Source organism: Marinobacter orientalis, from assembly GCF_004792665.1.
Lineage (GTDB): Bacteria > Pseudomonadota > Gammaproteobacteria > Pseudomonadales > Oleiphilaceae > Marinobacter > Marinobacter orientalis.
The window spans coordinates 1,639,250-1,651,177 of record NZ_SRZX01000001.1 but is presented as its reverse complement, the minus strand read 5'-3'; the positions used below and the strand labels follow the sequence as shown (position 1 = coordinate 1,651,177).

The window sequence follows — 11,928 nt, the reverse complement described above, 5'->3', positions numbered from 1 at the left end:
GTGTGTGACTGCGTGCATTAACGGCCGTCTTTGCGGGCTGAGGCCAGCGCCTGTGCCAGCGCACCAGCCATGGCACCTTTCTGCGGACTTTCCGCTGCCTTCTGACGATGGTTCCTGGCGGAAGGCTTGTCACCGCCGCCCCTGCGATTACCACCGGAGCTGGCACGATTGTCGGATTTCTCGCCCGGCTGATCATCCATACGCATGGACAGCGCAATCCGTTTTCTCGGGATGTCCACCTCCATCACCTTCACCTTGACGATATCCCCGGCTTTGACCACTTCCCGCGGGTCTTTCACGAAGGTATTGGACAGTGCAGAAATATGCACCAGGCCGTCCTGGTGAACACCGATATCCACGAACGCACCGAAGTTGGTGACGTTGGTGACCGAGCCTTCCAGTACCATACCCGGCTTCAGGTCGTTCAGAGTTTCCACCCCTTCCTCAAAACTGGCAAAACGGAACTCCGGACGAGGGTCCCTCCCCGGCTTTTCCAGTTCTGCAATAATATCTTTTATGGTCGGCAGACCAAACTGCTCGGTCACGTAGTCCTGAGGATTCAGTGAGCGCAGGAAGGCAGCGTCACCAATGATGCCTTCCACCTTGCGGCTATTCTTGCGGGCAATCGCCTCAACCACGCCATAGGCTTCCGGGTGAACCGAGGAACGGTCCAGGGGGTTGTCACCACTGGCAATGCGCAGAAAACCTGCCGCCTGCTCGAAGGTACGCTCACCGAGACGCGATACTTTGAGCAACTGCCTGCGGTCACGGAATACGCCATTCTGGTTACGGAAGTCGACAATGTTATTGGCAATGCTCTGGTTCAGCCCGGACACTCGCGCCAACAGCGGGATGGATGCCGTATTGAGGTCAACGCCCACGCCGTTAACACAGTCTTCCACCACGGCGTCCAGGCTGCGGGCCAGCTGCACCTGTGATACATCATGCTGGTACTGGCCCACGCCAATGGACTTGGGTTCGATCTTGACCATTTCTGCCAGCGGATCCTGCAGGCGGCGGGCAATGGACACCGCGCCACGGATGGTCACATCCAGCTCCGGCAGCTCGCGGGAGGCGAACTCGGAAGCGGAGTAAATGGAGGCACCGGACTCACTGACTACAATGCGCGCCAGCTTCAGTTCCGGGTAACGCTTGCACAGATCCGCCACGAGCTTGTCCGTTTCCCGCGACGCGGTGCCGTTACCGATGGCGATCAGTTCAATGCTGTACTGGCGACACCAGGTTGCCAGCTGCTCTATGGACTGGTCCCACTGGTTGCGTGGCGCATGGGGGAAGATTCCACCATGGCCCACCACCTGGCCGGTACCATCGATAATAGCGACTTTCACGCCGGTTCTCAGGCCAGGGTCCAGCCCCAGCGTCGGGCGCGGGCCGGCGGGCGCCAACAGCAGAAGATCCTTAAGGTTGGCAGCGAATACGTTGATGGCCTCGGTCTCCGCGGCTTCCCGCACCTGCGCCATCAGATCGGTTTCAATCTGGGTAGACAGCTTTACCCGCCAGGTCCAGCGCACCACTTCCGACAACCAGCGGTCAGCGGCACGGCCGTTATCGCGGATTCGCCAACGTGCGGCAATGCGCTGTTCCGCAGGATGTGGCTGACGGCGGTCGTCTTCGGTATCGCCTAGCACAATGGCATAGCTCAGCACGCCCTCATTGCGACCACGAAGAATGGCCAGGGCACGGTGGGACGGCACTTTTTTCAGTGGTTCAACATGGTCGAAGTAATCGCGGAACTTGGCGCCTTCATTCTCCTTGCCGGCCACCACAGTAACCTTGAGCTGGCCCTGCTGCCAGATGAAATCACGGAGCTCACCCAGAAGCTCCGCGTCTTCGGCAAAGCGCTCCATGAGAATATAGCGGGCGCCGTCGAGCGCAGCCTTGGTGTCGGTAATACCGGCTTCTGTGTTCAGATAGCCTGCCGCTACTCGCTCCGGCTCCAGCGCTGGATCGTCATAAAGTGCATTGGCCAGGGGTTCAAGCCCCGCCTCACGGGCAATCTGGGCCTTGGTGCGGCGTTTGGGCTTGTACGGCAGATAGAGGTCTTCCAGGCGATTCTTGGTGTCCGCGGCATCAATGCTGGCCCGCAGCTCATCGGTCAGCCTGCCCTGCTCCTCAATGCTTTTGATAATGGTGGAGCGGCGATCACCCAGTTCCCGAAGATAGCGCAGGCGATCCTCCAGGGTTCGTAACTGGCTGTCGTCCAGTGAACCAGTGACTTCCTTGCGGTAGCGGGCAATAAAGGGAACGGTGGCGCCACCGTCCAGCATTTCCACGGTGGCATTAACCTGCTGTTCACGAACACCCAGTTCGTCAGCAATGCGCCTGATGATACTGTTCATGCAACCTCATCTGATGCTTACGAGTCAAAGCGCAAAGGTACAGCGGCTTATTGCTGCAGGCAAGCAGAGCGGCTACGGTTGTCCAGGAATTGAACAAGATCATTCCAGGGCATGGGGCGTGCGTAGTAATAACCCTGGATTTCGTCACAATGGTGCTGGCGCAGGAATTCCAGTTGCCCTTCGGTTTCCACACCCTCTGCCACCACACTGATCTGCAGGCTGTGGGCCAGGCTGATGATGGCACGAATGATGTGTTCAGCATCCGCCGACCGCCCCAGCTCCTGGACGAAGGACTTGTCGATTTTAACCAGTGAGATGGGCAGGTGCTGGAGATTGCTGAGGGAGGAAAAACCGGTACCGAAATCATCAAGGGCAAAACTGATACCCAGCTGATTGAGCTCACGCAGACATCGCTGGGCGTATTCCGGATCGTGCATCATGGCGCTTTCGGTAAGTTCCAGCTCCAGCAGACTGGTGTCCACATTGGCATTGAAGATGATGCGGAATATGGTCTCGGTCATTTTACGGTCGTGAAACTGACGGAAGGACAGGTTGACCGCAAATACCAGCCCCGGATGACCCAGCTCCGAGGATTCCTGCAGGCGCCTGCATGCCTGTTCAATGACCCAGTAACCAATAGGTACGATCAGCCCGCTACGTTCGGCCACGGGAATAAATTCATCCGGGCCTACCACTCCCCGCTCCGGGTGATTCCACCGCAACAGGCATTCCACTCCGCGCACTTCCTCGGAAGCGAGGTCAATGCGTGGCTGGTAATAAACTTCCAGCTCGTTACCCCGCAGGGCATTGCGAAGATCCGCCTCCAGACGCAGCTGGTAGCCGGCAGTAATGTGCAACTGGCGATCGTAAAACCGGTAGCTGGTGCCGGGATCACGCTTGGCCTCGAACATGGCGCGGTTGGCTCTGCGCATCAGGTTCTCGGCGCTTTCGCCGGCCTCGGGATAGGTGGCAACGCCGAGGCTGGCGCTGACCACCACATTCTGGCCATCGATGCTCAGTGGTTCACCAATAGCATTCACAACCTTGCGGATAATCTGGGTTATATCCAGGGAGTCTTCCACTTTCTCGACAATAATGGCGAACTCATCGCCACCAATTCGCATCAACGAATCCATTCGACGCAGATTAAGGCGCAGGCGTTCAGCCAGCTTGAGCATGATCTGGTCGCTTTTCTGGTAGCCAAAGGATTCGTTAAAACTGCGAAAGTCATCCAGATTGATATGCAGCAGGGCCAGCCGCTCACCGGCCCGCTCTGCCCTCAGCAGCGCCTGTTGCAGGCGATCGAAAAACAGGTCGCGATTGATAAATCCACTGGCGACTTCCCTGCCCAGCCGACCATGGGCGTACTCCGACAGCTGTTGCCGGTACCACAAACACCGGACTGCCCTGCGCAGGCTCCAGGCGTCAAGCTCCCGGCGACAAAGATAATCCGCAGCACCATTGGAAAACAGCCCTGGCGCCCGCTCTGACGGCAATTCCGCACTCATGGCCAGCACCGGCTTTTCATTGCTGGACGCCGACAGGTATTGCAGGAAGGCATCCTCGGATCCACCATGAAAAACACAGTCCCAGAGGATGACGTCAAAGTGGGTGTTGTGAATCAGGTCATCACAGTCAATCAGGTCCGGACACCATGTCAGATCCGCATTCATCTCGCCGTCGCCTGCCAGCAATGCACCCAGCCACAGGAAATCCGAGTACTCGGCTGTCAATACCAGCAGGCGCACACGGCCGGAATCAAACGATTGTACTGCCAGGGTCATCAACAAACGTCCCGTTGCTGGTGAGCAAACATCTCCGCTCCTCAAGAATAGCTGATAGATCCCCAAGGTACACGAAGTCCGGCTGGTGTAGAATATCCGCCTCCCGGGTTTACCCACAAAATTCCGATTTGGCGCCGATATTGTGAACATGCTCAATCCCCGACAGAGTGAAGCCGTCCGGTATGCGGATGGCCCCATGCTGGTACTGGCCGGTGCCGGCAGCGGCAAGACCAGTGTGATCACCCGCAAGGTTGCCTACCTGATCGAGCACCTGGGTATTCCGGGGCGACACATTGCCGCGCTCACCTTTACCAACAAGGCAGCCCGGGAGATGAAAGAGCGTGTCGGGCGCCTGGTGGATCGTAAACTGACCCGGGGGCTGATTGTCTCGACATTCCATAACCTCGGGCTGAACATGATCCGCGAGGAGCACGAGCACCTGGGCTACCACCCCGGCTTTTCCATCTTTGACGCGGAAGATGCCAAGGCCCTGCTGCAGGACCTGATGATGCGCGAGGCCAGCGCAGATGCCGGTGACGAGCTATCCGACGTGCAGATGACTATTTCATCCTGGAAGAACGCCATGCGCAGCCCCCAGGACGCCTGGAGCCGGGCGGCGGATGAACGAGAACAGCGCATTGCCATTATCTACCGCTACTACAACGAATATCTCAAGGCCTACAACGCGGTCGATTTCGATGACCTGATCCTGCTGCCGGTGCAATTATTCCGTGACAACCCCGAGGTGCTGCAGAAATGGCGCCGGAAAATCCGCTACATGCTGGTGGATGAATATCAGGACACCAACGTGTGCCAGTACGAACTGGTAAAACTGCTGGTGGCGGAGCGTGCCGCCTTCACGGTGGTAGGCGATGACGACCAGTCCATCTATGCCTGGCGCGGCGCCCGGCCGGAGAATCTTGCACAACTGAAGGAAGACTTCCCCAGCCTGAAAATCGTCAAGCTGGAGCAGAACTATCGCTCTACCGTTCGTATCCTGCGTTGCGCCAATACAGTCATCGCCAACAACCCCCACGTGTTCGAAAAGGCCCTTTGGAGCGACCACACCACCGGCGATGAGTTGCGCATCGTACGCTGCCGCAACGAGGACGCGGAAGCCGAGCGGGTGGCCACGGAAATCCTTGACCAGAAACTCAAGAAAGGCCAGGCCTTCCGGGATTTCGCCGTGCTTTACCGCGGCAATCACCAGGCGCGCCTGCTGGAAATGAAACTGCAGGCCTACCAGATTCCTTACCGTATCTCCGGCGGCCAGTCGTTTTTTTCCAAGAACGAGATCAAGGACGCCATGTCCTATCTGCGCCTGCTGGTAAACCCGGATGACAATGCTGCGTTCCTGCGGGTAGTGAACGTGCCGCGCAGGGAGATCGGGCCCCGCACCCTGGAGCAGCTGAGCCATTACGCTCGCTCTCGCAATGTCAGCCTGTTCCGGGCACTCGGTGACATGGGTGCCGAAACCCATGTCACCGAAAAGGGACTGGATCGCCTGCGTCGCTTCGCCCACTGGGTGGACAGCACCTGCGGCCGGCTGCTCGGGGAAGAGCCGATTCCGGTGATCAAACAGCTGTTCACCGACATTGAATACGAAGAATGGCTGCACCTCCACTCCGGCTCACCGAAACAGGCGGAACGGCGGATGGAGAATATCTGGTACCTGGTGGAGTCGATCCGGCGCATGCTGGATGATGGCAAGGGCACAGCTGACGAGATGGGCATCGAAGATGCCATCAGCCGCCTGATCCTGAGGGATATGATGGAGCAACGGGAAGAGGAAGACGACAGTGACAAGGTCCAGCTGCTGACCCTGCACGCGTCCAAGGGCCTGGAATTTCCCCACGTATTCATCATGGGCCTTGAGGAGGAAATCCTGCCCCACCGCTCCAGCATCGAAGAGGGTAATATCGAAGAGGAACGGCGCTTGATGTACGTCGGTATCACCCGGGCCCGGGAAACCCTGACGCTTACCTATGCCGCACAGCGCAAGCAATACGGCGAAAAGCTGGAAACCATCCCCAGCCGGTTTCTGGATGAACTGCCGGGAGACGACCTGCGTTGGGAAGGTACCGGTGACCTGGACGTGGAAGCCAATCAGAAAAAGGGCAAGGCCACGCTGAGTGCCCTGCTGGGTGATCTGGGAAGCTGAAACCTGCAGGCCCCGTCACGCAAAAGCCCCGCGGTGCGGGGCTTTTGGGATCGAAGGCATTACAGTGGCAGCTTACTCGACCTGCTCAACCATATACTCGACGGCCACTTCAATTTCTTCATCGGAACAGCTGGAGCAGCCGCCCTTGGCCGGCATGGCATTGAAGCCGTTAATGGCATGATCGACCAGTGTCTCAAGTCCCTTGTCGATGCGACCTTCCCAGGCACCGGCGTCGCCCATTATGGGTGCACCCGCGGCACCGGAAGCATGACAGGCTGCACAGGCGGCATCGTAGACCTCGTTACCGGCACGGGGTTCAGTGCTGGCGGTTTCAGCCGGCGCTGCTTCCTGCCCACAGTCTTCACCCTGTACACAAACATCTCCTACGGGAGCGATACGAGCGCGAATTTCATCTTCAACATTCGCCATTACGGCGCCTGTTGTCAGGCCGAAACCAAGCAATACGGCAGCCAGGACTCTCTTCATCTTCACAATGCACCTCGCAATTGGGCGTTATAATAATCAGTGGCAGCATTATAGCGGCTGCGGCGAGGCAAAAAAACCAAAGTGCAAAATGAACGTCCGATTTCAATCGGTTTCGTTGCCATTTCGTAAGTCAGGAGGCCCTACCTCTCTATTACGGGTAACATACACAAAAACAGAGTCCGAAGGTCGGAATTTATGCCTGATGCGAACAAACCGCAACCCCATCCGTGGCGCAAACCTCTGCTGATCGCCGAGTTTTCGGCACTGGCAGTACTGCTGGTCTCCATGGCCTGGTTTTCCAGCCGCACCGGGAGCGGAGCAGAGCTCAGCCCTGTTTGGCTGCTGATCCCTGCGGCTGCCAGCCTGGCAGTGTTTATCTGTTTTATCGGCCTGATGTACTTACGCTGGGTAGTAGCGGCAGCGGCGGAGCGAAGAACCCGTCACAAAATTGTTTTTTCACTGCTGGTGCTGACCCTGCTTGGCGTCTGGGCCTATGGCATCGCCAATACATGGATCAGTCTCTCCAACGCATAAGGACATCGCAATGCCAGTCATTTTCAACTTACGGTCCGTGAAAGCCACCGGTCTCATTTTCTGCCTTGGCGCGGCATCGGCCACTGCGGCAGAAACACCGACGCAAACAGAAACGGCGTTTGACGATCTGTCACCACAGGACTGTGCATTGATCAGGGACGGAGTCCAGCGACTGGCTTGCTACGATGCCATCAACAATCCGCGGGCGGCCCGGGAGCAGGCAACGGACGACGAGGCCGTTGAGGAGCTGGAAGCCGGGGGCAAGGGTGAAAACTCCGGCGTGGCGTCAGCACTTGTGAACCGCGAGGTTGCAGCGGAAAGCGCCATTTTCTCGTTTTCCGGCGGTTTTGTCGGCCACCGGCCAATGTACATTCTCCCCTTCAGCTACATGGAGAATGCCAACCGAACCCCCGACAGCCCGAGACTGGGCACCGCCGGTTACGATCATGGCATCGACAATCAGGAAGCCAAGTACCAGATCAGTTTCAAGGTACCGCTGCTCACCGGCTGGCTTGATAACCGCACAACGCTCTGGTTCGGCTACACCCAGAAGTCGTTCTGGCAGGTTTATAACACGGAAGATTCCGCCCCGTTCCGTGAAACCAATTTCGAGCCGGAGATCTTCCTGCGATATGCCATGGACTATGATATCGGCCCGGGCACCTTCAATGGGGTCTCCCTGGGCCTGAATCATCAGTCCAATGGCCAGTCCGAGCCCCGTTCCCGCAGCTGGAACCGCATTACCGCCAGAGCGGCTTACAGTTATGACCGTTGGTTGTTCATGGTGAAGCCCTGGTACCGGTTGCCGGAGAACAGCGGTGAGGATGACAATCCGGATATTGAGCGTTATCTGGGGTACGCCGATTACAGAGCAGTCTACAAGTGGAGCGAGGACCGGACGCTGTCACTGACGCTGCAGAACAATTTACGCTCTGAGGATAACAGGACGTCTGTTGAGCTGGGTTACAGCTTTCCCATGGGGGATACCATCAAGGGATATGTTCAGTATTTCAACGGCTACGGAGAGAGTCTGATTGATTACAATCAGCGGATTCAGCGGATTGGTATCGGCATTATGCTGAACGACTGGCTTTGAGTCGCTTCTGGCTTTTAGCACAAGACCGGTCGGGGCGACACCCCTATCAGAAACACGCTCAAGCACATCCATGTGGTGCTTGAGCTCCGCCATCCATGGCTCCGCACAGTTTCTGATAGGGGTATCGCCCCGACCGGCCCCAAAATCCTGGGTTAGCCCTCCTCGTTTAGCCTTTGCATTTCCGCCAACAGCTCTGTCGTTTTTTCCTTCATCAACGGAATATCACCCCTCGACTCCACGTTCAGGCGGACCACCGGTTCAGTATTGGACATGCGGAGGTTGAAGCGCCAGTCGTCGAATTCGATGCTTGCGCCGTCGACGTGGGAGACGCTTTTGGCACCCACGCTGTATTTGGCTTCGATGGCGGCGATGACCTTGGGCGGGTCGGCGATGGTGCGGTTGATTTCGCCGCTGGCCGGGTAGGCTTCGATGCGGGCGTCGATCAGGGACGATAATGTCTGGCCGGACTGGCACAGGCGTTCGGCGACCAGCAGCCAGGGGATCATGCCGCTGTCGCAGTAGGCGAAGTCGCGGAAGTAGTGGTGGGCACTCATTTCGCCGCCGTAAACCGCATCTTCGTCGCGCATGCGCTGTTTGATGAAGGCATGGCCGGTTTTGCTTTCGATGGCTTCACCACCGGCGGCTTTGACCAGGTCGATGGTGTTCCAGGTCAGTCTCGGGTCGTGAATGACCTTGCCGCCGCCGGTTTTGCGGAGGAACTGGTCCGCCAGCAGGCCGACGATGTAGTAGCCTTCGATGAAGCGGCCATTTTCGTCAAAGAAGAAGCAGCGATCGTAGTCGCCATCCCACGCAATGCCCATGGCGGCGCCGTAATTGATGACGGCTTCAGCAGTCACCGCACGGTTTTCTTCCAGAATGGGGTTCGGGACACCGTTGGGGAAGTTACCGTCTGCCTCATGGTGCACTTTCACGAAATCAAACGGCAGGTGCTGCTCCAGTTCGTCGATGATCAATCCCGCCCCGCCGTTACCGGCATTGACCACGATGGTCTTCGGCTTGAGCGATCCGGCATCCACATAGCCCAGCAGGTGGTCGATATAGGCGGTGGTGACTTCAAGCGGCTCATAACGTCCCTGCTCTGGCGCGTCAGCAAAGGGCTCCGGAACCCGGTCGCGGATGTCGTTGAGGCCATTATCGGAACTGATGGGGCGCGAGTCCGGGCCAACCATTTTCATGCCGTTGTGGTCACGGGGGTTATGGCTGGCAGTAACCATGATGCCGCCGTCCATCTTGTAATGGCTGGTGGCGAAGTAGACCATTTCGGTGCCACACAGGCCGATATCGAAGACATCGGCACCGGCGGCCATCAGGCCGGAACTGAGGGCGTCGGCAATTTCAGGGCTGGTGAGGCGGATATCGTAGCCGACGATAACCCGCTTCGCGCCGGTCACTTCCACATAGGCGCGGCCGATCCGTTCCGCCAGCTGCGGGTTGAGCTGATCCGGCACGCGGCCGCGAAGGTCATAGGCTTTGAAACAGGACAGGTCCATTGTCACGGTCGTTTACTCCCCTGCCGAGGACTGAAGCTGGATGTAGTTCTGGATCCCCATCTTGCCGATCATGTCCAGCTGAGTCTCGAGCCAGTCAATATGCTCCTCCTCGCTGTCCAGAATACTGCGGAACAGTTCGCGGCTTGTGAAATCCTGAACCTGCTCGCAATAGATCACAGCATCCTTGAGGTCTTTGTGGGCAATCATTTCAAGTTTGAGGTCACAGGAAATCATTTCCTCGACGTTCTCGCCGATCAGCAGCTTGTTCAGATCCTGCAGGTTCGGCAATCCCTCCAGAAAGAGAATGCGCTCGATCAGCTGATCCGCATGCTTCATTTCGTCGATGGATTCTTCGTATTCCTTGTCCGCCAGTTTGGTGATGCCCCAGTCCTTGTACATGCGGGAGTGGAGAAAATACTGGTTGATCGCGGTAAGCTCGTTGGCGAGCACCTTGTTAAGAAACTGGATGACTTTCTTGTCGCCTTTCATGACGGATCTCCATGTTGAGTGTGAACTACTTACAAGGATAGCCTTTCACTCGAGGAGAAAAAATCACAAATGGGAAATGAATGCAGCAAGCGAGGGTCAGGCCGGCTGGGCGAGCATATTTGCCATGGCCAGATAATCAGGTGTACGGCTCTCGCGAAGAATTTCCCGGGCAGTGCAGGCGCAACGGCCACACTGGGTACCCACACCGAGTTCCCGCCCAAGCTGGCGCATGGAACTGATGCCGTTGTCGGCAGCTTCGCGGATTTCTCTGTCTGTCACACCGTGGCAAAGGCATACGTACATGGAGGTTACTCACAGGGCCAATGAAAGGTACTGATAATTATTGTCATTTGCATGCGGGTTTGCAAGCCCTGCGAGCGTTTTTTGTGCAATTAAATGTATCAGGCCCCGTCAAATGCCCGTGAGGCTGAATGCCAGGGGCAGGATCAGGGCAGTGAAGATGCCGGTCAGGCCCATACCAAGGGAAGCGAACGCGCCTGCGGTCGGGCCCAGCTCAAACGCCCTCGCGGTGCCGATGGCATGACCGTTCAACCCCAGCGCAAGGCCCAGGATGCGTGGATCTGTGATCGAGAGCCGCCGTGCGAGCAGGTCCACAAACAGGGTTGCCATGATGCCGGTGATCAGCAGCCCACCCATCATCAGGGACACGGAGCCGCCGAGCTGCTCGGTGATGCCGATGGCAATGGGTGCGGTAACTGACTTAGGCGCCAGTGATGCCAGCACTTCCGGGGAGGCGCCCATCAAGGCGGCGATGAGCACCGCATAAACAGCGGCGAGCGTTGCTGCCACCGGTAGTGTAAATACAATGGGGCGCCACAACGCCCGGATATGATGCATCTGCTGGTACAGTGGCACACCCAGTGCCACCGTGGCAGGTCCCAGCAGGACGGACAGCCACTGGGCGCCTTCACGATAATCACCGTAGTCGATTGCCAGAATGGCAATCGCTGCACTGACCAGCATCGACGAAATCAGGATCGGCGGCAGCCACGCCGGACGGTTCAGACCTTCAAACAGACGGTTGCCCGCAAAAAATGCCCCGAAGGTCAGTGCGATCGCCAGCACCGGGCTCACGGAAAGCAGTTCGAGCAGTTCCTGAAAGCGGTTCGACAACTCAGTCATGACCATCAACCTCCTGGCCGCTGAAACGCCTCATCAGCCACAGCGTGGTCAGCACACTCAGCAGTGTTCCCAGCACCAGCGCGATTCCAACCGCCAGCCACTGCCCCGCGAATTCATCGGCAACAAAAAACACACCCACCACCCCGGGCATGATCAGCAACACCAGCACCGAAATCAGCGCCTGGCTCGCCCCCGCCAGGCTGTCACTGATGGAACCCTTGACCATCAGCAACAGGGTGAGCAGGATCATGCCGATAACACCACCACTCACTGGCAGTGCCAGCAACACCCTGAGGACCTCGCCGGCGATAAAGAATACTGTCAGAACCAGAAAACCGCGCAACATTGACATGGCTGTTGTTTC

Annotated in this window: 11 protein-coding genes; 3 read left to right on the top strand and 8 right to left on the bottom strand. The window is 57.7% G+C overall.

All coding sequences use genetic code 11. The annotated features are described in order from the left end of the window. Nucleotides 1-17: 17 nt before the first annotated feature. Both DIT72_RS07645 and DIT72_RS07640 read right to left on the bottom strand, forming a co-directional pair. Complete coding sequence (locus tag DIT72_RS07645; RefSeq protein WP_135954559.1) at nt 18-2,360, bottom strand: Tex family protein; 2,343 nt, start codon at nt 2,358-2,360, stop codon at nt 18-20. Nucleotides 2,361-2,407: 47 nt separating this feature from the next. After that, the gene (locus DIT72_RS07640; protein ID WP_135954558.1) at nt 2,408-4,144 is read right to left on the bottom strand and encodes an EAL domain-containing protein; all 1,737 of its coding nucleotides are present in this window, start codon (nt 4,142-4,144) and stop codon (nt 2,408-2,410) included. 142 nt (nt 4,145-4,286) lie between these two features. On the opposite strand from DIT72_RS07640, the gene rep reads away from it, so the two are divergent. Beyond that, nucleotides 4,287-6,305 (top strand): DNA helicase Rep, encoded by a 2,019-nt coding sequence (gene rep, locus DIT72_RS07635; protein ID WP_135954557.1) that lies wholly within the window; start codon nt 4,287-4,289, stop codon nt 6,303-6,305. A 72-nt stretch (nt 6,306-6,377) separates the two neighbouring features. Here rep and DIT72_RS07630 read toward each other — a convergent pair whose 3' ends face one another. After that, entirely contained in the window at nt 6,378-6,791 is a 414-nt protein-coding gene (locus DIT72_RS07630) for a c-type cytochrome (RefSeq protein WP_135954556.1), read from the bottom strand. 195 nt (nt 6,792-6,986) lie between these two features. On the opposite strand from DIT72_RS07630, the gene DIT72_RS07625 reads away from it, so the two are divergent. Next, nucleotides 6,987-7,325, top strand: a complete 339-nt coding sequence (locus DIT72_RS07625) for a hypothetical protein (RefSeq protein ID WP_135954555.1) — start codon at nt 6,987-6,989, stop codon at nt 7,323-7,325. Nucleotides 7,326-7,335: 10 nt separating this feature from the next. Then, nucleotides 7,336-8,421 carry a phospholipase A gene (locus tag DIT72_RS07620; protein WP_135954554.1) on the top strand — a complete coding sequence of 362 codons (1,086 nt, stop codon included), beginning with the start codon at nt 7,336-7,338 and terminating at the stop codon, nt 8,419-8,421. 152 nt (nt 8,422-8,573) lie between these two features. On the opposite strand, the gene DIT72_RS07615 is transcribed toward DIT72_RS07620, so the two are convergent. From DIT72_RS07615 to DIT72_RS07595, 5 genes are all read right to left on the bottom strand, one after another. Continuing rightward, the gene (locus tag DIT72_RS07615) at nt 8,574-9,932 is read right to left on the bottom strand and encodes a phosphohexomutase domain-containing protein (protein WP_135954767.1); all 1,359 of its coding nucleotides are present in this window, start codon (nt 9,930-9,932) and stop codon (nt 8,574-8,576) included. 12 nt (nt 9,933-9,944) lie between these two features. Continuing rightward, nucleotides 9,945-10,421, bottom strand: a complete 477-nt coding sequence (gene bfr, locus DIT72_RS07610; RefSeq protein ID WP_135954553.1) for a bacterioferritin — start codon at nt 10,419-10,421, stop codon at nt 9,945-9,947. 96 nt (nt 10,422-10,517) lie between these two features. Next, a complete protein-coding gene (locus tag DIT72_RS07605) occupies nt 10,518-10,724 on the bottom strand; it encodes a bacterioferritin-associated ferredoxin (RefSeq protein ID WP_135954552.1) in 207 nt (68 codons plus the stop codon). Between the two features lie 108 nt (nt 10,725-10,832). Beyond that, entirely contained in the window at nt 10,833-11,564 is a 732-nt protein-coding gene (locus DIT72_RS07600) for an LrgB family protein (protein ID WP_135954551.1), read from the bottom strand. Further along, nucleotides 11,557-11,916 (bottom strand): CidA/LrgA family protein, encoded by a 360-nt coding sequence (locus DIT72_RS07595; RefSeq protein WP_135954550.1) that lies wholly within the window; start codon nt 11,914-11,916, stop codon nt 11,557-11,559. The genes DIT72_RS07600 and DIT72_RS07595 overlap by 8 nt, the downstream gene beginning before the upstream one ends. Nucleotides 11,917-11,928 lie beyond the last annotated feature (12 nt).